Origin of the sequence: Janthinobacterium sp. HH104, from assembly GCF_001758715.1 — a bacterium.
Taxonomy (GTDB): Bacteria; Pseudomonadota; Gammaproteobacteria; order Burkholderiales; family Burkholderiaceae_D; genus Janthinobacterium; species Janthinobacterium aestuarii.
Window position 1 is genome coordinate 129,685 of record NZ_LRIB01000058.1, and the last position, 23,322, is coordinate 153,006.

Below are 23,322 nucleotides of genomic sequence, written 5' to 3' on the forward strand. Positions count from 1 at the left end.
GGGTCTCCGGAAAATTAAAAACGGGGCAGGTTGGCGAACGGCAGACGTCCCGCCGTCACATGCATCTTGCCGAATTCGGCGCAGCGGTTCAAGGTGGGAATCGCCTTGTCCGGGTTCAGCAAGGTATGGGGATCGAAGGCGCGCTTGACAGCAAAGAAGGCATCGAGTTCGGCGCGCGTAAATTGCACGCACATGGAATTGATCTTTTCCATGCCCACGCCATGCTCGCCCGTAATGGTTCCCCCCACGGCCACGCACAGGGCCAGGATGTCCGCGCCAAACGCTTCGGCGCGCTCGAATTCGCCGGGCATGTTGGCGTCGAACAGGATCAATGGGTGCAGATTGCCGTCGCCCGCGTGGAACACGTTCGCGCAGCGCAAGCCATGCGTCGTTTCCATGGCGGCGATACCCGTCAGCACTTCCGCCAGTTTCTTGCGCGGGATGGTGCCGTCCATGCAATAGTAATCGGGCGAGATGCGACCGGCGGCGGGAAAGGCGTTCTTGCGGCCGGACCAGAATTTCATGCGCTCCGCTTCCGACTGCGACACGGCAATCGCGCTGGCGCCCGCCCCTTCCAGCACGGCCGTCATGCGGGCGATTTCCTCTTCCACTTCTTCGTGCGTGCCGTCCGCCTCGCACAGCAAAATGGCGGCCGCGTCGATGTCGTAGCCGGCCTTGACGAACGGCTCGACCATGCGCGACGACGTCTGGTCCATCATCTCCAGCCCGGCCGGGATGATGCCGGCGGCGATCACATTGGCCACGGCATTGCCGCCCGTGACGACGTCGCCGAACGACGCCATGATGACACGCGCCGTGGCCGGTTTCGGTATCAGTTTCACGGTCACTTCCGTGACGATGCCCAGCATGCCTTCGGAACCGATGAAGACGGCCAGCAAGTCCAGGCCGGGAGAGTCCAGGCATTCGCCACCCAGCTCCAGCACATCGCCATCGATGGTGACGACGCGCACGCGCAGCACGTTATGCACGGTCAGCCCGTATTTGAGGCAATGCACGCCGCCCGAGTTTTCCGCCACGTTGCCGCCGATGCTGCAGGCGATCTGCGACGAGGGATCGGGCGCGTAATACAAGGCATATTGCGCGGCCGCTTCGGAGATGGCCAGGTTGCGCACGCCCGGCTGCACCACGGCCGTGCGCGCGTAGGCATCGAGGCGCACGATGCGGTTCAGACGCGCCGTCGACAGCACCACGCCATCGGCGATCGGCAAGGCGCCGCCCGACAAGCCCGTACCGGCGCCGCGCGGCACGATCGGCACGCCAAGTTCGCGGCAGACGCCGAGGATGGCGATGACCTGCTCTTCCGTATCCGGCAAGGTGACCACCATCGGCAACTGGCGGTAGGCGGCCAGGCCATCGCATTCATACGGGCGCGTATCTTCGGCGTCGGACAGCACGCAACGGGCCGGCAGCACGGCCAGCAGGGCCGCGACGACTGCTTGCTGGCGCGCGGCGGTCAATCCAGGTTCAGGAGCGGCATTAAGCATAAGATGGGGACAAATGGACATGGGCGTGCAACGATTGTAAGCACAAAAGTGGCGCGCACCGCATTTTTTGTCCGATTTGCCCGCAAATCCGCGGCCAGGCGGCGCGCAGTGTCGTATGCTGCCCCCATTCTTCTTTACAGGATCAGCATCATGGGCAACCGACTTTCGAAAATCGCCACGCGCACGGGCGACAATGGCAGCACCGGCCTGGGCGACGGCAGCCGCACCAGCAAGGACAGCGCCCGCATCCACGCCATGGGCGACGTGGACGAACTCAATTCCAATATCGGCTTGCTGCTGTGCGAAGCCATGCCCGACGCCTTGCGCGACGAACTGGTGGCCATCCAGCACGACCTGTTCGACCTGGGCGGAGAAATCTGCATCCCCGGCTACCAGCTGATCAAGGAAGAACACGTGCTGCGCCTCGATGACCTGCTGGCGAAATACAATGCGGACTTGCCGGCCCTTTCCGAATTCATCCTGCCGGCCGGATCGCGCGCCGCCTCGCTCGCGCATGTGTGCCGCACCGTGTGCCGCCGCGCCGAACGCAGCATCGTCGCGCTGGCCAATGCGGAAACCATCCACGAGCATCCGCGCCAGTACGTGAACCGCCTGTCCGACCTGCTGTTCGTGCTGTCGCGCGTACTGAACCGCTTTGCCGGCGGCAGCGACGTGCTGTGGCGGCATGACCGCGCCAGATGACGCGGCCATGCACGTGTTGCTTATTCCGGCATCTCGGGATAGATGCCATTACGGCAGTTTTCAACGCAGAAATTGTAGTTGTCGCGGCAGGAAGCGTCACCCCGGCCTTCGTCGAGACAAATTCCCCTTAATTGGGCGCACTGGAAACCACAGCTTGGAGTGCTGTTTGCCGCCTTGTTGAACGACAGGCTGGCACCTGCAACAAAAAGAAAAAAAGCGATTTTTTTAAACATGCTGTTCCTTAGTGAGCGACGTGAAGTAAACACGCAACATGTCACAGTTTCATGTTGCGCCCAAAGACAAGGGATAGAATCGGCTAGCGCCTTTCTTCAGCACCGGCCAGAATAGTTATTGGATTTTCCTAGCCGCAGGCCTGAAGACACACTTTATTGGCGCGGACGCATGAAGGAACACTGAACTCCATGACACAGGCATCGAGCGCCATATAACACTCGGACTGGCATTCGGAAATGTCGGCGGTACTGCTGGCCATCGCATACGAGGCGCTGACGCCCATGGCAAACAAAAAGAAACCGAGCTTTTTGAACATACGTACTCCTTGGTGGAAATGCGGGATGGCAGGACGGATAAGGTGATTCAGCCAGCCCGGCCACGATACGGGCAGGCCGGCAACCATCATGGACGGCACATTTACGGCAAGTATGGATCGCAGCGGTCGTAGCACATCTGATGAATCTTGGTGCAGGCGCCAGGCGCGGTCGGATGGTCCGTCATGCACTGGTCCAGCCTGTCATCGCATTGCGAATAGCATTCCGGCTCGCCGCCGCCGGCGATCGCATACGAGGCGCTGACGCCCATGGCAAACAAAAAGAAACCCAGTTTTTTGAACATAAGCACTCCTGTTGAATTGACAGACGATCACTGACATCCATGGCGCGCCGTCTCTTACGCGCCATCCACACTGCGTCAGCGCGTTCCTAGCGCAGGCACTGGTTCAGGCATTCCTTGTACTGCTGCATGCAAGCTGGCTGGTCGAACTCCACGCAATCGAGCATGTTGCGTTCGCAGACAAAGGTGCAATCGGGGCTGCCCGCGTGCACACTGAAGGACAGGGCCGTGCCGGCGGCAAACAGGAAAGCGGCAATCTTTTTGAACATGGTCAGCCTTTCAAGTTAACAAGTTGAAGCGTCAGATTTTCTTCAGCGCCGCTTCCAGCGCGCCTGCATTGAAACCCTGGATCTTGCGGTTGCCGATCAACACCACCGGTACGCCGCCGCCACCCAGTGCTTCATGGGCTTTTCTTGCTTCCGGGGATTTCTCGATATCGAGATCGACGAATTCGATCTTGTTTTCCTTGAAGTAGGCGCGCGTCTTGGCGCAATAGCCGCACCAATCCGTGCCGTACAGCACCACTTTCGTCTGGGCATTCGGGAAATACGCGGCGTAATTGCCCTCGGTGTAATTCGACTTGAGCAAGCCGGGCAACAAGGACAGGCCATAACCGCTGCCCAGGCCGGCGGCCAGGATCAAGCCATACATGGCAATGGTTTTAATTTTCTTTTGCATCATAAGTTTCTTAGAGGCGTAGAGGATCGATGGGCGGCCAGCGCAGCAGGCGATGACCGGCCGCCTCGCAATGCAAAAAACGGATATCAGGCGCCGATTTGGCAGACTTTCAGGCAGGCTTTGTAACTGCCGATGCAAAATGGGGATCTGTCACCATTCATCATCGTGCATTCCCGCAGCTCCTCCTCGCAGCTGGAGCAGCCGATATCGGAAGCAATGGCGTAGGAAGCGCTCAGTCCCAGGGTAAAAATAAATGCTGCAATCTTTTTCATTTACTACTCTCCATGTTAGCGATTGCGCCAGGCAAAACTGGCAATCGCGTCAGACCAGTCGTAAAAAAATCCATATGAATTTCATTTTTGCTTGCTACGAAATCGAATATAGACCGCACTTATTTTAGAGTCAACGTTTCCTTTCGATAAATTTCCGGTTTGGAAAATATATCGGGAAAGCCCATGAAATGTGGAATTTGGAGAGATTGGCAAGCGCCAAACGTCTATACAATATTGGCGCCGCAAGCAGGAAAAGGCCGGTTGCGGGCGCAGCCGGCCGAGCGGCTACGCTTCAACGCGAGGATGCCACCGCGCTATCGGCCACCTGCACATGCTCGCGCAGCAAGCCGCGCAGCAACTGCACCTGGGCCACCGCATCGGCTTGCAGGGCTGTCAAGCCCTCGGCCGCGCACGGACCCGGCGCACTGGCATCGGCTGCACCACGCAGCAGCGCATCGATTTCCCCGCTGACGGCGGCAATCCACCGTTGCAATTCGGGCGGCGCCGGCTCGGCCTGGGGACTCAAACTGATGCGCGCCGTACTGCCCGCCACGCGGCGCAGCAGCGGCAAGGTGCGCAGCGCCGCTAGGCCCACGCCGCTGCTGCGGTCCAGGCGGCGCTCGATGCGCAAGCGCTGCAGCACTTGCTCCGCGTTATTACTGGCCAGCCCCGCCTCGCGGCGCAGGCGCGCAATCGCGCTATCCCAGCGTCCGCCCGCCGCCAGCACGGCCAGCAGGTATTTCAGGTTGGCCGACACGGCTTTCGCCAGGCGCTGGTCGAGGTCGTCCGCCTCGCGGTCCGGCCACAGGAAAAACGTGGCCAGCAGGGCCAGCACGCAACCGAGCACGTTGTTGCCCAGGCGGCTCATCGCATACACCATCTCGCTGGCCGGCGCCGCATAGTCGGCCACCAGCACGAAGGCGGGCGTCATGAACAGTACGTGCAGGCTGTAGCTGACACGGCGCAAGGCCATGGTGGCGACAATCAGGGGAAACACCACCAGCGAGATGCCCAGCGGCGTGTAAATGAAGAGGCCGATCAGCACGGCCAGCACGGCGCCCAGCACGCTGCCAGCGACCCGCTCGATGCCGCGCGGCCAGGTGGTCGATACGGATGGCTGCAAGATCAATAAGGTCGCCATCGTGGCCCAGTAGCCGAACGGAATCTGCAAGGCTTCGACCAAGAGGAAGCCGGCCGTCGTCGCCAGCGACACGCGCGCCGCATGGCGCCAGCTCAGTGACTGCGGCGTGGCGTTGACTTTCGCCGTTTGCCACGCCTGCCCCAGCGCCAGGAAGGCCGCTTCGCGCCACGGCAGCTGCGTCGCGCGCGGCAAGCCCAGTTCCATGAAGTCCACGTTCAGGCGCAAGGGGAGCAAGGCGCCCAGCGCCGCTTCCAGGCGCCGTCCGCAGCCCGCCAGGCGGCGCTGCAATGCCAAAGGCGGCGTTTCCGGCTGGCGCTGCACGGCCTGTCCCAGGCGGCGCAGCAACACGGCCATCACTTCCAGGCTGCGCCGCGCGCGCGGGTCCTGGCGCAGGCGCTGCTGCTCGCGCTCGCACGTATGCGTGACGGCGATCAGATAGGCGAAGATGCGCTCGGCGTCGCTGAGCGCCAGCAGCAGGTTGTCGTACAGGGCGCTGCGTCCCGCGCGCGCGGGCGGCACGGCGGCCAGCGCCACGCGCGCCGCTTCCAGCGCTGCACGCGCCTGCGAGCGGTAGCTGGCGCCATGCGCGGTGGCGTCCGGCAGCGCCGGGCCCTGTTCCAGGAAGCGCGCATTGTCGCGCGCGATGCCGGCCAGGCGCGAGTACGCGGCACGGATGGCGCGCCTGGCCGGGCTGAACGGGTGGATGCGCCAGACGGTAAAACTGAGCACGGTGGCAAACAGGCAGCCGAACATATACAAGCCCAGGAAAGGCGCTGTCTGCGTCATCGATTCCAACGGATGCGTGACCATCACCACGCAGGCCGTGGCCGCCAGGATGGCCACTTGCGCCGTGGCCGCACCCCAGATGCGCGCCAGCGCGCCGGCCCAGGAAAACAGCAGCACGGCGCTGGCCGCCGCCACCACGCCATGGCCGGCCGCCAGCGCCGTCAAGCCGCCAGCGACCGTCGACAGCAAGCCGAAGCCCACCATCGAGACAAAACGCATGCGCCGCGTGCCGGCCGCGTCCGCCAGGCAGGTCCAGAAGGCGCCGATGGCAGCCCAGGAAAAATCGGGGTGGTCGAACAGCAGGCCCAGCAGCAGCATGGCGCTCGAGGCGCACGCGGCCCGCAGGCCCTCGGACAGATTCGTTTCATCGATGGCCAGGCTGACCATCCACAGGGGACGGCGCTGCGCCAGCTTGTCGGTATAGGCGTGCATGCCCGTCAGCCAGCGGCCGGCCAGTGCGCGCGAACGGCGGTGAAGTTTCCTGAAATGCAAGTTGGACTTTGAGAGGGTATCAAAGCGTCATCGTAGCATTCCCCGGCGAAAAATGTTGCAGTGCAGCGTAAATTCCTGTCGACAAAAAAAAGGGCTCTGTCATCGGCAAGCAGGGGAAATGCCGGAATCTTCCCTTGGTTGTGTTGTCTGACTCTGCATACTCACCACGCAGGGAGCAGATCATGCAGCCAGCCGAATGGATCAGCTTTATCGCGCAGTTTGCGCAGTTGAACCGACGCCAGCGCCAGGCAGGAATGGCCCTGCTGCGTGGCAACTATCCACACGACGCGACCGTCGCGCTGCTGGAAAGTGTAGCCCAGCCGCGATTGGCCTGTCCCGCCTGTCACTCGGCACACCTGCACCGGCACGGCCATGCGCACGGCTTGCAGCGCTACCGCTGCGTTCCCTGCGGGCGTACCTTCAATGCCTTGACGGGCACGCCGCTGGCCCGCTTGCGCCACAAGGCGCTGTGGCTCGAGTATGCCGATTGCCTGCTCGACTCATCTTCGGTGCGCCAGGCTGCCAGCCAATTGGGTGTGCACCGCAACACCACGTTTCGCTGGCGTCACCGGTTTTTATCGCTGGCAAAGACGGATCGGCCGCATGGCCTGCATGGCATCGCCGAAGCCGACGAGTTATATCTGCTGGAATCGGAAAAGGGATCCAGAAACATGACGCGTCCGCCACGCCGCCGTGACGGCCATGCTCACAAACGCGGCATATCCAATGAACAGGTCTGCATCCTGGTGGCGCGAGACCGCACGGGCCAGACCCTCGATTTCGTCACGGGCAAAGGGGCGCTGACCAAGGCGCAGTTACACCATTGTTTGCTACCCATGATCGACAAGGATGTCTTGCTGGTCACCGATGGTCATGCGGCCTATCGGGCTTTTGCTCGGGAAGCGGGCATCAGCCACCAGGCCGTCAACTTGCGCGCAGGCATCCGCGTACAGGGCGCCGCCCACGTGCAGAACGTCAATGCTTATCACAGCCGTTTGCGGCAATGGCTAGGTCCGTTTCACGGCGTGGCGACGCGCTACCTGCCAAATTATCTGGGGTGGCGCTGGATACTCGACGCCGGGCGCATCCGTTCACCGGAAACGTTATTGAGAGCAACGCTGGGCGCGTTCCCACATCTGACGGTGACATAGCCAAAAAAAGCGGCACCGCAGTGCCGCTTTTCCTATCGACAGATAAATTTAGCTGACGACAGCCAGGCGCGGCTGCGTGGCACCAAAGCGCTGCTCGATCGAGGCGGCAATGCCGGTGGCGTCCAGGCCCACGCTTTTCAGCAGTTGCACGGGGTCGCCATGGTCAATGAAGGTGTCGGGCAAGCCCAGCATCAAAATCGGCTTGACGATGCCCTCCGCCGCCAGGGCTTCAGCCACGGCCGAACCGGCGCCGCCCATGATGCAGCCCTCTTCCACTGTCACTAGGTAATCGTGTTCCGCGGCCAGCTGTTTCACCAGCGCCACGTCGAGCGGCTTGACGAAGCGCATGTTGGCCACTGTCGCGTCGAGCTTGTCGCCCGCCGCCACGCTCGGCGCCACCATGGAGCCGAAGGCCAGGATGGCGATGCGCTTGCCGTGGCGCTTGAGCTCGCCCTTGCCGATTTCAATGCTGGTCAGTTCCGGCATGATGGCCACGCCGGCACCCGCGCCGCGCGGATAGCGGATCGCTGCCGGGCCCGGATAATGGTAGCCCGTCGTCAGCATTTGGCGGCATTCGTTTTCGTCGGACGCGGCCATGACGACCATGTTCGGGATGCAGCGCAGGAACGCCATGTCGTAGTTGCCCGCGTGCGTGGCACCATCGGCGCCCACTAGGCCGGCGCGGTCCAGCGCGAACGTCACGTCCAGGTTTTGCAGGGCCACGTCATGGATCAATTGATCGTAGGCGCGCTGCAGGAAAGTCGAATAGATGGCCACCACGGGTTTCAAGCCTTCGCAGGCCAGGCCGGCGCCGAAGGTCACGGAATGCTGCTCGGCGATGCCGACGTCGAAATAGCGGTTGGGGAATTGCTGTTCAAATTTCACCATGCCCGAGCCTTCGCGCATGGCCGGCGTGATGGCCACCAAGCGCTTGTCGTGCGCGGCCATGTCGCACAGCCAGTTGCCGAACACTTCCGTGTACGTCATCTTGCCCGGCGCCGTGGCCGGCTTGATGCCTTCGGCCGGATTGAACTTCGGCGTGCCGTGGTACAAAATCGGTTCCGCCTCGGCCAGCTTGTAGCCCTGGCCCTTCTTGGTGACCACGTGCAGGAATTGCGGGCCCTTCAATTGCTTGATGTTTTGCAAGGTCGGGATCAGCGAATCGAGGTCGTGGCCATCGATGGGGCCGATGTAATTGAAACCGAATTCCTCGAACATGGTGGCGGGCACGACCATGCCCTTGGCGTGCTCCTCAAAGCGCTTCGCCAGTTCCAGCACGGGGCCGGGCAACACCGACTTGCCGACATTTTTCGCCGCCGCATAGAACTGGCCCGACATCAAGCGCGCCAGGTGACGGTTCAGCGCGCCCACGGGCGGCGAGATCGACATGTCGTTGTCGTTCAAAATCACCAGCAGGTTGACGTCTTCCTGCACGCCAGCATTGTTCATCGCCTCGAAGGCCATGCCGGCCGTCATCGAACCGTCGCCGATCACGGCGATCGCGTGCAGCGGGTCGCCCTTGATCTTGGCGGCCTGCGCCATGCCCAGCGCGGCCGAGATCGACGTCGACGAGTGCGCCGTGCCGAAGGTATCGTATTCGCTTTCGTCGCGCTTCGGGAAGCCGGAAATGCCATCTTTCTGGCGCAAGGTATGCATGCGCTCGCGGCGGCCCGTCAGGATCTTGTGCGAATAGGTCTGGTGGCCCACGTCCCACACGATGCGGTCGTGCGGCGTGTTGAACACGTAATGCAGCGCGACGGTCAGCTCGACCGTGCCCAGGTTGGACGACAGGTGGCCGCCCGTCTTGGAGACGGAGTCGAGCAGGAAGCTGCGCAGTTCCTGGGCCAGCGGCACCAGTTGCGAGCGGGCCAGCTTGCGCACTTGCGCTGGTTCATTGATGGTTTCTAACAGTTTCATTTATGCCTTCCGCTGCACGACCAGGTCCGCCAGCTCGCGCAGACGGCGTGCCTTGTCCCCGAATGGCGCCAGCGCCGCATGGGCGTCGCACCGCAATTGTTCTGCCAGGGCTCTCGATGGTTCCAGCCCCAGTATCGATACGTAAGTCGGCTTGTTGGCAGCCGCATCCTTGCCTGCCGTCTTGCCCAGGGTGGCCGAATCGGCCGTGGCATCGAGCACGTCGTCGACCACCTGGAACGCCAGTCCGACGGCGCGCGCATACGCGTTCAGCGCCGTCATCTCGTCTGGCGTCAAATCCTTGCCGGCCAGCGCGCCGAGGATCACGGCCGCGCGCAGCAAGGCGCCCGTTTTCAACTGATGCATCTGTTCCAGCTGCGGCAAGGTCAAGGCCAGGCCGACGCTGTCGAGGTCGATCGCCTGGCCGCCGCACATGCCTGCCGAACCCGAGGCATGCGCCAGCAGTTTGAGCATGGTCATTTGCCGCGCCGGTGGAATGGCCGCGCCGTCGGCCAGCAGCATGAACGCCTGCGATTGCAGCGCGTCGCCGACCAGCAGGGCCGTCGCTTCATCGTAGGCGATGTGCACGGTGGGCTTGCCACGGCGTAAAGCGTCGTCATCCATGCACGGCATGTCGTCATGCACGAGCGAATACACGTGAATCATTTCCAGCGCGCAAGCGGCGCGCGCGAGGGTATCTTGATCGGCGTCAAACAATTCGCCCGCCGCCATCACCAGCAGCGGACGCACGCGCTTGCCGCCCCCGAGCAGCGCATAGCGCATGGCCGCGTGGAGCTTGTGCGGCACGACATCTGCCGCCGGCAGGAACTGGTCGAGTCTCTTTTCCACGCCGGACTGGGTGCTTTGCATCCAGTCGCCGAAGGTCACGCCGTCTTGTTGCACGCTGGCCATCATTGGGCGGCCTCGCCGGCATCCACGAACGGTTTCAACATGTCGCCTTCCAAAACTTTCACCTGCGCTTCAACGCTGTCGAGCTGGGTAGCGCAATACTTGACCAGTTCCGAGCCGCGCTGATACGCCGCGACTGATGCTTCCAGCGGCAACTGGCCCGCTTCCATTTGCGTTACCAGCTGCGCCAGTTCCGCCATCGCCTCTTCAAACGAGGCCGGCGCTGCGGCAGCGGCAGTTAATTTCTTCGACATAAACTCAGATCTCTTCGTGGCACGAGGGGCTTGTAGGGAGACGCCGGGGATTCCCGGCCAGCATAGAAGCGTTATTTTAGAACAAACCACACTATTAAGTGAAAACTAAAGCGCAATCGGCGCGCTCAAAGTCAATAGCGTTGCCAGCTTGTCAGTGGATTTTAGCGCAATCGTCCCCATCTACCGGAAATTGCGCGCCAAATGACAATGTTTCTCATTAATAGACTATTTACCGGGGGGTTTTGGCAATGCCGAGGCCGATACGCGCTATAATCGCCGGTTCTGTCCGAAATACCGTTTCAACAAATTTGAATTCAGGTCTTTGCGGATTCTTTCTCTCTGTAGCGGTTGCCCAGGGAATGGCCTGGGGCACTGCTGACCGTTGTACATTTATGGGGGGTTGGGATGTCCGATCTGGCTACTCACGCCAAGCTGGCGCGCTCAAACGCGCAACTTCCGGTCCACGTCTATTTTGACGAAACGCTGTTGCAGCGTGAAATGCAGCAATTGTTCCAAGCCGGCCCGCGCTATGTCGGGCACGAGCTGATGGTGCCGGAAACCGGCGATTTTGCGACCCTGGCGTCTGAGAACGAAGGGCGTATGCTCGTGCGCAACGCCAACGGCATCGAAGTGCTGTCCAACGTATGCCGCCACCGGCAGGCGCTGATGTTCAACGGCCGCGGCAACGCGAACCATATCGTCTGCCCGCTGCACCGCTGGACCTACGACCTCAAGGGTGAATTGATCGGCGCGCCGCATTTCCCCGAGACGCCGTGCCTGAACCTGTCGAAAACGCCGCTGCAAAGCTGGAATGGTTTGCTGTTCGAACAGAATGGCTACAACGTGATGGAAAAATTGAAAGATTTGTCCGTCTCGAAAGACCTCGATTTTTCCGGCTACATGTTCGACCACGTGGAAATCCACGAGTGCGACTACAACTGGAAGACTTTCATCGAAGTCTACCTCGAGGATTATCACGTCGAACCGTTCCACCCGGGCCTGGGCAGCTTCGTCAGCTGCGACGACCTGCGCTGGGAGTTCGGCAAGGATTACAGCGTGCAAACGGTAGGCGTGCACCGCGGCTTGCAGCAGGCCGGTTCGCCCGCCTACAAGAAATGGCAGGAGCAGGTGCTGCAATTCCGTGGCGGCGAAGCACCGCCGTATGGCGCCATCTGGCTGACCCTGTATCCGAACATCATGGTCGAATGGTATCCGCACGTACTGGTCGTCTCGACCCTGTGGCCCGATGGTCCGCAAAAGACGCGCAACGTGGTGGAGTTCTATTATCCGGAAGAAATCGTGCTCTTCGAGCGCGACTTCGTCGAAGCGGAACGGGCTGCCTACATGGAAACCTGCGTCGAGGACGATGAAATCGCCCTGCGCATGGATGCGGGCCGCAAGGCCCTGATGGCGCGCGGTGTCAGCGAAGTGGGCCCTTACCAGTCGCCCATGGAAGATGGCATGCAGCATTTCCACGAGTGGTACCGCAATAATATCGAACTATAATTCCCTCCAGGGCCGCATTGCGCGGCCTTTTCTTTTTCATCGTCAGGATTTCTCATGCAATCGCTTTGGATGCTATTTGCCAGTTTCATGTTCGCCATCATGGGCGTGTGCGTCAAGCTGGCGTCGGATATGTATTCGACGTCCGAAATCGTCATGTACCGCGGCATCATCGGCATGATCGTCATGAGCTGCACCATTCTGTACCAGGGCGGCAGTTTTAAAACCACGATGCCGGGCCAGCATCTGTGGCGCGGTGTGGTGGGCGTGATCGCCCTGTGGCTGTGGTTTTACGCGATCGCCATCCTGCCGCTGGCCACGGCCATGACCTTGAATTACATGGCGCCCATCTGGATCGCCGTGATCCTGCTGGCCGGCGGCTTCTGGAAAGGTATGAAACAGGTCGAGTGGCCGCTCGTGGCGGCCATCGCCATGAGCTTTGTCGGCGTGACCCTGCTGCTGCAGCCTGTGTTCGAAACGGACCAGCTGGCCGGCGCCATTACGGCCTTGATTTCCGGCATGCTGTCTGCCCTCGCCTATTTGCAGGTGCGCAAGCTGGGCTTGCTGGGCGAACCCGAATACCGGGTCGTATTTTATTTCTCGGTCGTCAATTTCCTCGCCGGCGTGATCGGCCACGTGACCAGTGCCGGCGGCGGCCCCGTCGTCTGGCATGCGCACACGAGCGCCTACGGCATCGGCTTGCTGGCCGCCATCGGCCTGTGCGCCACCATGGCGCAGATGGCCATGACGCGCGCCTATCGCCTGGGCAAGACCCTCGTGGTGGCCAATCTGCAATACACGGGCATCGTCTTTTCCAGCTTCTGGGGCGTGGTGATCTTTGGCGACCTGTTCGATTGGCACGGCTGGACCGGCATCGGCATCATTCTCGCTTCCGGCATCGCGGCAACCTATTACAATACCCGCAACACGGCCCGTGGCGCGGCGATCGCGCGCACGGATCCGATTGCCAGCGAAGTGTAAAGGAGCGTTGCCGATGTACACCACCTTGATCCAGGCCAGCGAACTGGCCAGCCACCTGAACGACAGCAATTGGGTGATTCTTGATTGCCGCCACGACTTGCTTAACCCCAATGCTGGCAGCGACGCGTTTGCCGCCGGGCACATCCAGAACGCGCAGTTCGCCGATATCGATACGGCCCTGTCCGGCCCCAAGACGGCGCGCGGCGCGGACTTTACGGGACGTCATCCTTTGCCCGACCGCAACGTCCTGCTGGCCACCTTGCGCGGCTGGGGCATCAATGACGACACGCAAGTGGTCGCCTATGACGGCCAGGGCGGCATGTTCGCCGCCCGTTTATGGTGGCTGCTGCGCTGGCTCGGCCATCCGGCCGTCGCCGTGCTCGACGGCGGCCTGGCCGCCTGGCAGGCGCAAGGCTTGCCCCTGGTCACGCCGGTAGCACCCCACCCTGTCGGTAACCTGACGGAAAAAACCAGCCTGACGCGCACGGTCAGCGTGCAAGACGTCATCGCCAACCTGGAAACACAGGCACTGACGGTGATCGACGCGCGCGCGCCCGACCGCTACCGCGGCGAAAACGAAACCATCGACCCCGTGGGCGGCCACATCCCCGGCGCGAAAAACCGTTTCTTCAAGGATAACTTGCAAGCCGACGGCCGTTTCAAGAGCGCGGACGAACTGCAACGCGACTTCAGCGCATTGATAGACTCACCGCAAGCGGCCGTCCTGCAGTGCGGCTCCGGCGTGACGGCTTGCCACAACTTGCTGGCCCTGGAAGTGGCCGGCTTGCCGGGCGCGGCCCTGTATCCGGGCTCGTGGAGCGAATGGTGCGCCGATCCGGCGCGGCCTGTGGCGACGGGCACTGAATAAAAAAATGGCGGACCAACTGGTCCGCCACCTTTTACCAGTGGATAACTACGACGTTATCCCCAGCACTTGATTCAAGCGTTCCAGTTCCGCCAGCCACGCCTGCTGGCTGGCCGGCTTCTGGTGGCGCGGCTTGCGGGCCAGGTCCTCCGCCAGCAATTGCTCCAGTTCGCACAAGCGTTCCAGCTGCACGTCGACGTCCGCCAGTACCGCAGATGCATGCTCCACGCGCGGCACGGGCGTCAACGCCTGCCCATCTTCCACACTCAGCCGTGCATACGCGCTGGCCGCGTCCGGCCACTCTTCCAACTGGCCATCGGCCACCACCCAAAAACGGTTGCACGCCGTCTCGATCAGGTCGCGGTCGTGCGATACCAATAAACAGCCACCCGCAAAGCCGTGCAAGGCTTGTCCCAGTTCCGCCTTGCCCTGCATGTCCAGGTGATTGCTGGGCTCGTCCAGCAGCAGCAAGTGGTAGCTGGCCAGCGACAAGCCCAGGAACAACAGCCGCGCCCGCTCGCCGCCGCTCAGGGTCGCCACCGTCTGGCCATGGCGCGCATAGGGAAAGCCTGCCGCGATCAAGGCCTGCTTGCGCGCCACCTGGCTGCGCGCAGCCTCGTTTTGCACGGCAAACGGATACAGTGCGTCGGACAGGTCGGCGTCATCGGCCAGCTGCTTGAGCGACTGGTCGTAGTAACCGATGTTGGCGGCGTGGTGGTAGCGCAGGTCGCTGCGTTCCTCCTGTGCCTGTATCGCTTGCCAGCACAGCCTTAGCAAGGACGACTTGCCGCTGCCGTTGGCGCCCAGCAAGGCGATGCGGTCGCCCGGTTTCAGCCACAGCTGGCCGACGTGGAACAGCAGCGGCGAGGCCGGCACGGCGTGCACGTCCAAGGCGTCCAGCGCCAGCAGCTGGTCGGCCGCCAGCGCCTTGCCGCGCAGGCTCAAACGCCAGGGAGCGCCCTCGCTGACGAACGACTGTTCATCCTGCAGTTTGTCGATGCGCCGCTGCATGTTTTTGGCCTTGCGCGCCATGCCGACGTTATCGTAGACCTTGCCCCACAGGGCCAGGCGGGTGCTGCTGACGGCCAGGCGGTCGATTTCCTTCTGTTCGGCCGCATGCCGGGCGGCAGCGGCCATGTCCGCTTCGGCCAGCGCCGCCAGCGCGGGGCCGCACGGCAGGTCGAAATCGTACAGGCGGCTATCGCGCAAGATCCAGCTGCGCGTGGCCACGTTGTCGAGCAGGCGCTGGTCATGCGAGACGAGGATGAAGGCGCCGCGCCAGGCCAGCAGGAATTGCTCGAGCCACAGCAGCGACGGCAAGTCCAGGTGATTGCTCGGTTCGTCGAGCAGCAGCACGTTCGGCTCCTGCAGCAGGGCGCGCCCCAGCAGCAACCGCGTGTGCTGGCCGCCGGACAGCGAGTGCACGGGCACTTGCGCCGTTTCCTGATCGAAGCCCAGCTCGGCCAGCAAGCTGTCGACCCGCCAATGCAATTCCGGCTGGTCCAGCACGGGCGCCAGCAAGGCGTCGTACAGGCTCAGGCTGGCAAGTTCGGCTGGCAAATGCTGCTCCACGTGCTGCAAGCGGCAAGCACGGGCGTAATGAATGGTGCCGGACGTCGCTTCCCGCGTGCCGCTGAGCAAGCCCAGCAAGGTGGATTTTCCGCAGCCATTGTGGCCGATCAGGCCGATGCGGTCGCCCTGGCGCAAGGTAAAGGCGAGTTCGTTGAACAGGAAACCGTCGTGGGTATCCAGCTGTAAAGCTTGTGTCGAGATAAGGGTAGTCATGGCTCTTGTCTTTGTTCGGGATGCAAGCATCCGCGTTAACAGGAGCGCTAACGACAACGGAGTACCAGGAAAGGACTCGTCTAGGAGGGTAACTTTGCTCTGGCCAGGTTATCGCAGCGCGATAGAACGTGGGCAAGAGCTGGCAAATGTGCTTAAAGAACGCGCATCCCATAGGGCGAGCATAAAAATTTCCATATTTTCCTCCTTTCTGTGCAAGTTAGTCAGAAAGGCAATACTACACCCACACAGTCAGTACATCAACCGCCGTGGCGCTTGTGCGTCAGGAACAGCACGATGCACACGCCCAGCGCGATCAGGAGCACTTGCGGAATGGTTTCGCGCAAGGTGGCGCGGCGCTGCATCTGCGGCATCAGGTCGGACAAGGCGATATAGATGAAGCCGGACGAGGCGAACACGAGCACGTAAGGAATCAGATTGCTGGCGCGGTCCAGGGTGAAATAGCCGAGCAGGCCGCCCGCCACCGCCATCAGGCTGCACAGCAGGTTGAAGATATAGGCGCGCAGGCGCGAGAAGCCGGCGTTCAGCAGCACGATGAAATCGCCGATTTCCTGCGGGATTTCATGCGCGATGATGGCCAGGCCCGTCACTAGGCCCAGCTTCGGGTCGGCCAGGAAGGCGGCCGCGATCAGGATGCCGTCCGTAAAATTGTGCATGCCGTCGCCGACGAGTATCATCCAGCCGGCCTTGCCCGCCTCGTGCTTGTCGTGGCCGTGCGCATGGTGGTGGCCATCGCCTTCGTGGTGGTGCGAATGGCGCAGGATGGCGAATTTTTCCAGCATGAAAAAGGCCAGCAAGCCGGCCAGCAGGGTGGCGAACAGGGTGCGCGGATCCGCCTGCGATTCGAACGCTTCGGGCAAGGCGTGCAGCAAGGACGTCGACAACATGATGCCGACGGACAAGCTGACCATACGCTCGACCACTTTGGACAGGAATGCAAACGAAAAGATCGCCGCCGCGGTAATGCTCAACACGCCCGCGATCGTGGTCGCGAGCAAAATGGATATAAGGACGGGATCGATGATTTTCTTACCTCAAAATGGCGCCGGGTCACTGGCGCCCGCGATGCTGGCGTCTGGCCTGATGAATGCGTTGTTATCTATTGTTTAATTTTTTGCGCGTTTGGCGGCAGCGTCGCGCGATGAAGATGCAATTGTACTGCATTGGCGCGCAGCGGGCATTTTACAGCCCGGTGCGCCTTTCGCGCCAACTTCTGGGAAATGCGGTGTTTTTCTGTTGCGTCGTCACGCCACGCCGTGGTTCTTGAACCAGGCTAAACAACGCGCATAGCCGTCTTTCGCATCGGCCGCCACGTAGCTGGGACGGTAATCGGCATTGAAGGCGTGACCCGCATCGGGGTACACGACAAACTCCGATTTGTTGCCGCCCTTGGCCAGCGCCTCCTTCATCTTCGCGATCGATTCCTGGCTGATGCCCGTATCCTTGCCGCCATACAAGCCCAGCACGGGGACCTTCAGGGTGGCGGCAATATCGATGGGGTTGCTCCGCTGCAAAGGATTGGGCTCGCCCACCAGGCGGCCATACCAGGCCACCCCCGCCTTGACGGCCGGATTGTGCGCCGCGTACAGCCACGTGATGCGCCCGCCCCAGCAGAAACCCGTAATGCCCAGTCGGCTCGTGTCGCCGCCATTCTGTTTCGCCCACGCCACCACCGCATCGAGGTCCGCCATCACTTGCGCGTCCGGCGTCTTGGCGATAATGCCTTTCATCAACTCCGGGATGCTGCCCACTTTGGTCGGGTCGCCCTGGCGCACGAACAGATCGGGCGCCAGCGCCAGATAACCTTGCTTGGCGAAACGGCGCGCCATGTCGGCGATATGTTCATGCACGCCAAAGATTTCCGAAATGACCAGTACCACGGGCAAACCCGTTTTACCCTCCGGCTGGGCCGCATACACGGGCACGGCCTGGCCGTCGACCATCACCGACATGCTGCCCGTGACAAGCCCGGCGGAATCCGTCTTGATGATGTTTTGCGCCGCCACGGGCAGCACGGCCACGGCAAAGCCCGTGCCCAGCGCCACCTTCAGGAAACCACGCCGGCCGTCCGGCCCGGACAAGCTGCTCTGGCCCAGCAAACTTTCACAATCGGTGATCATGTCACTCATGCGTTTCTCCTGAAAGGTGTGTTGACAAAAAATGTCGGCTTACGCGCTGCGCGCTAAGCCGACCTACGGTCATTGCTGCTATGTCACATTGTTAATGCGCTTCGTCCCAATTTTTACCGACGCCCACTTCCGCCGTCAGCGGCACCTTCAGCGCGGCCACGCTGGCCATCAGTTCCGGCAGCTTGCGCTTGACCAGCTCGAGCTCGGCGTCCGGCACTTCCAGCACCAGTTCATCGTGCACCTGCATGATCATCTTCGTCTGCAAGTTGTCCGTTTCCAGCCAGCCTTGCACGGCGATCATGGCCAGCTTGATCAGGTCGGCGGCCGTGCCCTGCATCGGCGCGTTGATCGCCGCACGTTCCGCACCCTGGCGGCGCGGGCCGTTTGGCGAATTGATTTCCGGCAGCCACAAACGGCGGCCGAACACGGTTTCCACGTAGCCGCGCGCCTTCGCTTGCTGGCGCGTGTCTTCCATGTACTGTTTCACGCCGGAAAAACGGGCGAAGTAACGGTCGATATAGCTTTGCGCGGCCGTACGGTCCACGCCCAGGTTACCGGCCAGGCCGAACGCGCTCATGCCGTAGATCAGGCCGAAGTTGATGACCTTGGCGTAGCGGCGCTGCTCGCTTTGGACTTCCGCAGCTGGCACGCCAAAGATCTCGGCCGCCGTGGCGCGGTGAATGTCGATGCCGTCGGCAAACGCGCGCAGCATGGCTTCGTCGCCAGAGATATGCGCCATGATGCGCAATTCGATCTGCGAATAGTCGGCCGAGACGATGTGGCTGCCGGGCGGCGCAATGAAGGCTTCGCGGATGCGGCGGCCTTCCGCGCTGCGGATGGGAATATTCTGCAAGTTCGGGTCGTTCGACGCCAATCGCCCCGTCACGGCCACGGCTTGCGCATAGTTCGTGTGCACGCGGCCCGTCGTGACGTTGATCATCTTCGGCAATTTGTCCGTGTAGGTCGACTTCAGCTTGGCCATGCCGCGGTATTCGAGCAGCACTTTGGGCAATGGATAATCCTCGGCCAGCTTTTGCAGCACTTCTTCATCCGTCGATGGCGCGCCCGTCGGGGTTTTCTTGACCACCGGCAGTTTCAGTTTCTCGAAGAAGATTTCACCGATCTGCTTGGGCGAACCGAGATTGAATGGCTGCTCGGCCAGTTCATACGCCTTTTTTTCCAGTTCCAGGATTTTCACGGCCAGCTCGGCCGACTGGATGTTGAGCAACTCGTCATCGATCAGCACGCCGTTGCGCTCGATCTTTTGCAAGACCACGGCCGTCGGCATCTCGATCTTTTCATAGATGAAGGTCAGCTTGTCGTCGCCCGCCACATTGCCCCACATGGCATTGTGCAAACGCAAGGTGACGTCGGCATCTTCGGCCGCGTATTTCGCCGCCTGCTCCACTTCCACCTGGTTGAAGGTAATCTGCTTGGCGCCCTTGCCGCACACGTCCTCGAACGGGATCGTCGTGTAGTTCAAGTGGCGCAGGGCCAGGCTGTCCATGTCGTGCTTCTTGTGCGATTCGAACACATACGATTCGAGCAAAGTATCGTGAGCGATGCCGCGCAGGGTCACGCCATGGTTGGCAAAGATGTGGCTGTCATACTTGAGGTTCTGGCCCAGCTTGGGCTTGTTTGCATCTTCCAGCCACGGGCGCAGTTTCGCCAGCACGTGCTCGCGCGTCAACTGTTCCGGCGCGCCCGCGTAATCGTGGGCCAGCGGGATGTAGCAGGCGGCATGTTCGGCAACGGAGAGGGAAATGCCGACCATCTGCGCCGTCATCGGTTCCAGCGACGTAGTTTCCGTGTCGACAGCCGTCAAGGGCGCCGCATCGATCAGCGCGATCCATTTGTCGAGCTGTTCGTCCGTCAAGACGGTTTCATACACGGCCTCGACTGCTGGTGCGGCATCGGCGAACATGTCTCCCGTCGTATTCGCAATGGTGGCACCGGCAACTGTCGGTGCGCCAACGGGAGACATCGGCGGCGGCGCCGCGCCCAGTTCGCGCAGCAGGGCCTTGAAGCCGTAGCGGTTGAAGAAGGCCAGCAGCGCTTCCTTGTCTTCGTGTTTCGCCACCAGCGAGTCGGCGATCGTTGTCATGTGCCCGGACAAATCGCAATCGGTCTTGACGGTGATCAAGGCGCGCGCTTGCGGCAGCCATGGCAGGGCCGTGCGCAGGTTTTCCCCGACGGCGCCGCCCACACTGGCCGCGTTTTCCATCACGCCTTCCAGGCTGTCGTACAAGGTCAGCCATTTGACGGCTGTCTTCGGACCGCATTTCGATACGCCCGGCACGTTGTCGACCGTATCGCCGATCAGCGACAGATAATCGATGATGCGGTTCGGCGGCACGCCGAATTTGACCAGCACGGCCGCTTCGTCGAGCTTTTCATTGCTCATGGTATTGATCAGGGTCACCTGGCTGTTGACCAGCTGCGCCAGGTCCTTGTCGCCCGTCGACACCACCACGTTCATGCCGGCGGCGGCCGCCTGCACGGCCAGGGTCCCAATCACGTCGTCCGCTTCCACGCCGTCGACCATCAAAATCGGCCAGCCCATGGCGCGCACGGCTTCGTGGATCGGTTCGATCTGCAAGCGCAGGTCGTCCGGCATCGAGGCGCGCGTCGCCTTGTACTCTGGATACATGTCGTCGCGGAAAGTTTTCCCTTTGGCATCGAACACGCAGGCGATGTAGGCGGCCGGATAGTCGGCGCGCAAACGACGCAGCATGTTAACCATGCCGTGCATGGCGCCCGTGGGATAGCCGTCCGGGCTGCGCAGGTCGGGCAGCGCATGGAAGGCACGATAAAGGTAACTGGAACCGTCGACTAACAGCAGGGTGTTTTGCATAATGCCAATAAAATAAGGTGAGCCGCGCCAGCCGGGAAGAAACAGCAGCGGACGGGCGGAATATCGCACAATTATCGCAGAGTTTAGGGCCGCGCCACCGGCCGCAACTCTTGCCGTTCCCGGCGTTTTCAGCAAGCTGGCGGCCCTGTGCCGGCGCGCGGGCTGCCGTTGCCAGCCATTTCGGCACATTTAAACAGCATTGCCTACCAGTTTGTTACAATGCCTTATAGATAAATTGACGGCATTACACACTGCACGCACTGCAGTCCCACACATGGAAGCGAACCCATCATGATGCGTACATCGACACTCTGGACATTCCTCGCCCTGCCCCTGCTGGCATGTTCGGCCATTGCCAGCGCACAGACGCCGGCCAAACCGAGCGACGCGCCGCCACAGCTCGAACGTATCGAGGAAATGGGCGAAGCACCGATCACCGTGGCGCCAGCGGCGGCCAAGCAGCAAATCACCGAAAAACGCGAAGCGGGCGTGACGTCCGAAGTCAAAGTCACGAGCGGCGGCAGCACCTATTACATGAAGCCGGCCGCCGGTGGCGACCAGGCCAACGGCAACGCCTTGCGCGGCCCGCAATGGAAAGTGCTGGAATTTGACCTGGGCAAGAAGAAACAGAAACAACGCGATGAAGAGGCAGCGGACGCGCCAGCACCACCCGCACCAGCGAAGTAAGCAGCCACTCTCTTCTGCCCTGCCCCGGCCATCTGCGGGGCAGCCGGCTTTTTTTGACCTTTTAGACCATTCCCCTCTTTCCCATGGCAGTTTTTACCGCGCTACACCTGGACGATATCGGCCAGTGGATCACGCAGTTTCCACTCGGCAAACCTCTGGCGCTCAAGGGCATCGCGTCCGGCATCGAAAACAGCAATTTTTTCCTGAGCACGGAGCGCGGCGAGTACGTGCTGACGATCTTTGAAAACCTCAGCTTCGAGCAATTGCCGTTCTATCTGCAACTGATGCGCCATTTGGCGGACCGGGGCGTACTGGTGCCGGCGCCGATCGCCAATGCCGATGGCGAACTGGTGACGGCCCTGCAAGGCAAGCCGGCCGCCATCGTCAGCAAACTCGACGGCAGCTCGCAGATGGCGCCGCAAGCCGTGCATTGCGCGGCCGTCGGCGCCATGCTGGCGAAGATGCATCTGGCGGCGCAGGATTTCCCCCTGCAGCAGCCGAATTTGCGGGGCCTGGACTGGTGGAACGCCACCACGCCCTTGGTCTTGCACCACCTCGACGACGCCAAAGCGCACTTGCTGCGCGCGGAAATCCATTTCCAGGACGCCTTTGCTGCCTGCGATACCTATAAAGCCATCCCGCGCGGCCCCGTGCATGCCGACTTGTTCCGCAACAACGTCATGTTTGACGGCGAGCAACTAACAGGCTTTTTCGACTTTTACTTTGCCGGCTGCGACACGTGGCTGTTCGACGTGGCCGTCACCGTCAACGACTGGTGCGTGGACCTGGCCACGGGGGTGCTCGATACCGAAAGAGTGCGCGCCCTGCTCGACGCCTACCAGGCCGTGCGCCCGTTTACGCACGAAGAACAAACGGCATGGCAACCGATGCTGCGCGCCGCCGCACTGCGTTTCTGGCTGTCGCGCCTGTACGATTATTACCAGCCGCGCGAAGCGGAAATGCTGACCCCGCACGACCCCACGCATTTCGAACGCATTCTGCGCGAACGTATCGCCACACCTGCTCCGGAACTGTTTTAAAAATGGAAAAATTACCTGCAAGTACAGGCTGGCTCTGGGTGAAACAAGGCTTCGGCCTGTTTCGCAAGCAGCCTGGCGGCATGTCGATGTTGTTTCTCGGCTATATGTTCTGCATGCTGGCCGTCAGCATCGTGCCCGTGCTCGGCCAATTGCTGCCCGTCATCCTGGTCCCCGTGTTTTCTGTCGCCTTCGTGCAAGGCTGCCTGAATATCGACCAGGGCAAGCGCGTCCTGCCCAGCCTCTTGATCTCGGGCTTCCGCAAGCCCGCGTTTTCTTCCCTGTTCGGCCTGGGCGTGCTGTACATCCTGATGGCCATCGTCGCCATCGGCGCCTCGACCCTGGTGGACGACGGTTTGCTGTGGAAACTGGTCACCGGGCAACTGACGGAAGAAGCGGCACGCGCCGCCATCCCCGAATCGCGCCTGGGCCTCGGCATCCTGCTGGCCATCGCGATGTACGTGCCTGCCGCCATGGCCTTCTGCTTTGCCGCACCGCTGATCTACTGGCAACGCATCAGCCTGGGCAAGGCGCTGTTCTTCAGCTTTTTCGCCGTCTGGCGTTCACTGTCGGCCTTCATCGTCTTCGCCGCCACCTGGTTCGCCATCAGCATCGTCACCAGCCAGTTGCTGGCCGTCATCTTCGGCCGCACGCAGCTGATGATGCAACTGATGATGCCGCTGTCGATGATCTTGACCATCATCATGCATTGCTCGTTCTACGCCGCCTACCGCCAGATCTTCGGCCTGCCCGTCGATGAGAGCAAGACGGTGCCGCTGGACAAGCCGAACAACTGATTTCGGCTCTGCA

The 23,322-nt window shown here is 61.7% G+C and carries 23 protein-coding genes; 8 read left to right on the forward strand and 15 right to left on the reverse strand.

Features of this window, described 5'->3' with window-relative positions; translation table 11 throughout:
* Positions 1–14: 14 nt before the first annotated feature.
* Positions 15–1,505, reverse strand: coding sequence for an FAD-linked oxidase C-terminal domain-containing protein (locus tag JAB6_RS26735; protein WP_070305772.1), 1,491 nt, complete (start codon positions 1,503–1,505; stop codon positions 15–17).
* 150 nt (positions 1,506–1,655) lie between these two features.
* On the opposite strand from JAB6_RS26735, the gene JAB6_RS26740 reads away from it, so the two are divergent.
* Positions 1,656–2,207 (forward strand): cob(I)yrinic acid a,c-diamide adenosyltransferase, encoded by a 552-nt coding sequence (locus JAB6_RS26740; protein ID WP_034749092.1) that lies wholly within the window; start codon positions 1,656–1,658, stop codon positions 2,205–2,207.
* 20 nt (positions 2,208–2,227) lie between these two features.
* On the opposite strand, the gene JAB6_RS29170 is transcribed toward JAB6_RS26740, so the two are convergent.
* From JAB6_RS29170 to JAB6_RS26770, 7 genes are all read right to left on the reverse strand, one after another.
* Positions 2,228–2,440: a hypothetical protein gene (locus JAB6_RS29170; protein WP_139143510.1), complete on the reverse strand. Its 213-nt coding sequence runs from the start codon at positions 2,438–2,440 to the stop codon at positions 2,228–2,230.
* Positions 2,441–2,568: 128 nt separating this feature from the next.
* Positions 2,569–2,757 carry a hypothetical protein gene (locus JAB6_RS26745; protein WP_034749095.1) on the reverse strand — a complete coding sequence of 63 codons (189 nt, stop codon included), beginning with the start codon at positions 2,755–2,757 and terminating at the stop codon, positions 2,569–2,571.
* Between the two features lie 101 nt (positions 2,758–2,858).
* Positions 2,859–3,059 (reverse strand): hypothetical protein, encoded by a 201-nt coding sequence (locus JAB6_RS26750; protein WP_034749098.1) that lies wholly within the window; start codon positions 3,057–3,059, stop codon positions 2,859–2,861.
* An 86-nt stretch (positions 3,060–3,145) separates the two neighbouring features.
* Positions 3,146–3,325 (reverse strand): hypothetical protein, encoded by a 180-nt coding sequence (locus tag JAB6_RS26755; protein WP_034749100.1) that lies wholly within the window; start codon positions 3,323–3,325, stop codon positions 3,146–3,148.
* Between the two features lie 31 nt (positions 3,326–3,356).
* Positions 3,357–3,737: a glutaredoxin family protein gene (locus JAB6_RS26760; RefSeq protein ID WP_034749103.1), complete on the reverse strand. Its 381-nt coding sequence runs from the start codon at positions 3,735–3,737 to the stop codon at positions 3,357–3,359.
* Positions 3,738–3,820: 83 nt separating this feature from the next.
* Positions 3,821–4,006, reverse strand: coding sequence for a hypothetical protein (locus JAB6_RS26765; RefSeq protein WP_034749106.1), 186 nt, complete (start codon positions 4,004–4,006; stop codon positions 3,821–3,823).
* Positions 4,007–4,298: 292 nt separating this feature from the next.
* A complete protein-coding gene (locus JAB6_RS26770) occupies positions 4,299–6,365 on the reverse strand; it encodes an FUSC family protein (RefSeq protein WP_070305836.1) in 2,067 nt (688 codons plus the stop codon).
* A 242-nt stretch (positions 6,366–6,607) separates the two neighbouring features.
* On the opposite strand from JAB6_RS26770, the gene JAB6_RS26775 reads away from it, so the two are divergent.
* Positions 6,608–7,576, forward strand: coding sequence for an IS1595-like element ISJli1 family transposase (locus JAB6_RS26775; protein WP_070305774.1), 969 nt, complete (start codon positions 6,608–6,610; stop codon positions 7,574–7,576).
* 48 nt (positions 7,577–7,624) lie between these two features.
* Here the strand turns inward: JAB6_RS26775 and dxs are convergent, their stop codons facing one another.
* Genes dxs through JAB6_RS26790 form a run of 3 tightly spaced genes read right to left on the reverse strand, consistent with a single transcriptional unit; the run spans position 7,625 to position 10,653 of the window.
* Positions 7,625–9,493, reverse strand: coding sequence for a 1-deoxy-D-xylulose-5-phosphate synthase (gene dxs, locus JAB6_RS26780; protein ID WP_070305776.1), 1,869 nt, complete (start codon positions 9,491–9,493; stop codon positions 7,625–7,627).
* Entirely contained in the window at positions 9,494–10,405 is a 912-nt protein-coding gene (locus tag JAB6_RS26785; RefSeq protein ID WP_254671812.1) for a polyprenyl synthetase family protein, read from the reverse strand.
* On the reverse strand, positions 10,402–10,653 hold the full coding sequence (locus tag JAB6_RS26790) for an exodeoxyribonuclease VII small subunit (protein WP_046683420.1): 252 nt from the start codon (positions 10,651–10,653) through the stop codon (positions 10,402–10,404). Before JAB6_RS26790 ends, JAB6_RS26785 begins: the two co-directional genes overlap by 4 nt.
* A 405-nt stretch (positions 10,654–11,058) precedes the next feature.
* Between JAB6_RS26790 and JAB6_RS26795 the strand changes: the two genes are divergently transcribed.
* The 3 genes from JAB6_RS26795 to JAB6_RS26805 are packed head-to-tail and all read left to right on the forward strand — an operon-like array spanning position 11,059 to position 14,005.
* Positions 11,059–12,159: an aromatic ring-hydroxylating dioxygenase subunit alpha gene (locus JAB6_RS26795; RefSeq protein WP_034749123.1), complete on the forward strand. Its 1,101-nt coding sequence runs from the start codon at positions 11,059–11,061 to the stop codon at positions 12,157–12,159.
* Between the two features lie 54 nt (positions 12,160–12,213).
* On the forward strand, positions 12,214–13,137 hold the full coding sequence (locus JAB6_RS26800) for a DMT family transporter (protein ID WP_070305778.1): 924 nt from the start codon (positions 12,214–12,216) through the stop codon (positions 13,135–13,137).
* Between the two features lie 13 nt (positions 13,138–13,150).
* Positions 13,151–14,005: a sulfurtransferase gene (locus JAB6_RS26805; protein ID WP_070305781.1), complete on the forward strand. Its 855-nt coding sequence runs from the start codon at positions 13,151–13,153 to the stop codon at positions 14,003–14,005.
* A gap of 45 nt (positions 14,006–14,050) precedes the next feature.
* Here the strand turns inward: JAB6_RS26805 and JAB6_RS26810 are convergent, their stop codons facing one another.
* From JAB6_RS26810 to polA, 4 genes are all read right to left on the reverse strand, one after another.
* A complete protein-coding gene (locus JAB6_RS26810; protein WP_070305782.1) occupies positions 14,051–15,787 on the reverse strand; it encodes an ABC-F family ATP-binding cassette domain-containing protein in 1,737 nt (578 codons plus the stop codon).
* A 257-nt stretch (positions 15,788–16,044) separates the two neighbouring features.
* Entirely contained in the window at positions 16,045–16,803 is a 759-nt protein-coding gene (locus tag JAB6_RS26815) for a ZIP family metal transporter (protein ID WP_046683425.1), read from the reverse strand.
* Positions 16,804–17,049: 246 nt separating this feature from the next.
* Positions 17,050–17,934, reverse strand: a complete 885-nt coding sequence (locus tag JAB6_RS26820) for a dienelactone hydrolase family protein (RefSeq protein ID WP_070305784.1) — start codon at positions 17,932–17,934, stop codon at positions 17,050–17,052.
* 91 nt (positions 17,935–18,025) lie between these two features.
* A complete protein-coding gene (gene polA, locus JAB6_RS26825; protein ID WP_070305785.1) occupies positions 18,026–20,788 on the reverse strand; it encodes a DNA polymerase I in 2,763 nt (920 codons plus the stop codon).
* Between the two features lie 291 nt (positions 20,789–21,079).
* On the opposite strand from polA, the gene JAB6_RS26830 reads away from it, so the two are divergent.
* The 3 genes from JAB6_RS26830 to JAB6_RS26840 all read left to right on the forward strand — a co-directional run bounded on the left by JAB6_RS26830 (position 21,080) and on the right by JAB6_RS26840 (position 23,309).
* Positions 21,080–21,475, forward strand: a complete 396-nt coding sequence (locus tag JAB6_RS26830; protein WP_034749142.1) for a hypothetical protein — start codon at positions 21,080–21,082, stop codon at positions 21,473–21,475.
* 83 nt (positions 21,476–21,558) lie between these two features.
* A complete protein-coding gene (locus JAB6_RS26835; RefSeq protein ID WP_070305787.1) occupies positions 21,559–22,515 on the forward strand; it encodes a homoserine kinase in 957 nt (318 codons plus the stop codon).
* A gap of 2 nt (positions 22,516–22,517) precedes the next feature.
* On the forward strand, positions 22,518–23,309 hold the full coding sequence (locus JAB6_RS26840) for a BPSS1780 family membrane protein (RefSeq protein WP_070305789.1): 792 nt from the start codon (positions 22,518–22,520) through the stop codon (positions 23,307–23,309).
* The last annotated feature ends 13 nt before the right edge of the window (positions 23,310–23,322 follow it).

Excerpts from the sequence above, each read along its gene's own strand:
- JAB6_RS26735 (WP_070305772.1), bottom strand. The coding sequence starts at position 1,505 with ATGCTTAATGCCGCTCCTGAACCTGGATTGACCGCCGCGCGCCAGCAA.
- JAB6_RS26740 (WP_034749092.1), top strand. The coding sequence starts at position 1,656 with ATGGGCAACCGACTTTCGAAAATCGCCACGCGCACGGGCGACAATGGC.
- JAB6_RS29170 (WP_139143510.1), bottom strand. The coding sequence starts at position 2,440 with ATGTTTAAAAAAATCGCTTTTTTTCTTTTTGTTGCAGGTGCCAGCCTG.
- JAB6_RS26745 (WP_034749095.1), bottom strand. The coding sequence starts at position 2,757 with ATGTTCAAAAAGCTCGGTTTCTTTTTGTTTGCCATGGGCGTCAGCGCC.
- JAB6_RS26750 (WP_034749098.1), bottom strand. The coding sequence starts at position 3,059 with ATGTTCAAAAAACTGGGTTTCTTTTTGTTTGCCATGGGCGTCAGCGCC.
- JAB6_RS26755 (WP_034749100.1), bottom strand. The coding sequence starts at position 3,325 with ATGTTCAAAAAGATTGCCGCTTTCCTGTTTGCCGCCGGCACGGCCCTG.
- JAB6_RS26760 (WP_034749103.1), bottom strand. The coding sequence starts at position 3,737 with ATGATGCAAAAGAAAATTAAAACCATTGCCATGTATGGCTTGATCCTG.
- JAB6_RS26765 (WP_034749106.1), bottom strand. The coding sequence starts at position 4,006 with ATGAAAAAGATTGCAGCATTTATTTTTACCCTGGGACTGAGCGCTTCC.
- JAB6_RS26770 (WP_070305836.1), bottom strand. The coding sequence starts at position 6,365 with ATGCACGCCTATACCGACAAGCTGGCGCAGCGCCGTCCCCTGTGGATG.
- JAB6_RS26775 (WP_070305774.1), top strand. The coding sequence starts at position 6,608 with ATGCAGCCAGCCGAATGGATCAGCTTTATCGCGCAGTTTGCGCAGTTG.
- dxs (WP_070305776.1), bottom strand. The coding sequence starts at position 9,493 with ATGAAACTGTTAGAAACCATCAATGAACCAGCGCAAGTGCGCAAGCTG.
- JAB6_RS26785 (WP_254671812.1), bottom strand. The coding sequence starts at position 10,405 with ATGATGGCCAGCGTGCAACAAGACGGCGTGACCTTCGGCGACTGGATG.
- JAB6_RS26790 (WP_046683420.1), bottom strand. The coding sequence starts at position 10,653 with ATGTCGAAGAAATTAACTGCCGCTGCCGCAGCGCCGGCCTCGTTTGAA.
- JAB6_RS26795 (WP_034749123.1), top strand. The coding sequence starts at position 11,059 with ATGTCCGATCTGGCTACTCACGCCAAGCTGGCGCGCTCAAACGCGCAA.
- JAB6_RS26800 (WP_070305778.1), top strand. The coding sequence starts at position 12,214 with ATGCAATCGCTTTGGATGCTATTTGCCAGTTTCATGTTCGCCATCATG.
- JAB6_RS26805 (WP_070305781.1), top strand. The coding sequence starts at position 13,151 with ATGTACACCACCTTGATCCAGGCCAGCGAACTGGCCAGCCACCTGAAC.
- JAB6_RS26810 (WP_070305782.1), bottom strand. The coding sequence starts at position 15,787 with ATGACTACCCTTATCTCGACACAAGCTTTACAGCTGGATACCCACGAC.
- JAB6_RS26820 (WP_070305784.1), bottom strand. The coding sequence starts at position 17,934 with ATGAGTGACATGATCACCGATTGTGAAAGTTTGCTGGGCCAGAGCAGC.
- polA (WP_070305785.1), bottom strand. The coding sequence starts at position 20,788 with ATGCAAAACACCCTGCTGTTAGTCGACGGTTCCAGTTACCTTTATCGT.
- JAB6_RS26830 (WP_034749142.1), top strand. The coding sequence starts at position 21,080 with ATGATGCGTACATCGACACTCTGGACATTCCTCGCCCTGCCCCTGCTG.
- JAB6_RS26835 (WP_070305787.1), top strand. The coding sequence starts at position 21,559 with ATGGCAGTTTTTACCGCGCTACACCTGGACGATATCGGCCAGTGGATC.
- JAB6_RS26840 (WP_070305789.1), top strand. The coding sequence starts at position 22,518 with ATGGAAAAATTACCTGCAAGTACAGGCTGGCTCTGGGTGAAACAAGGC.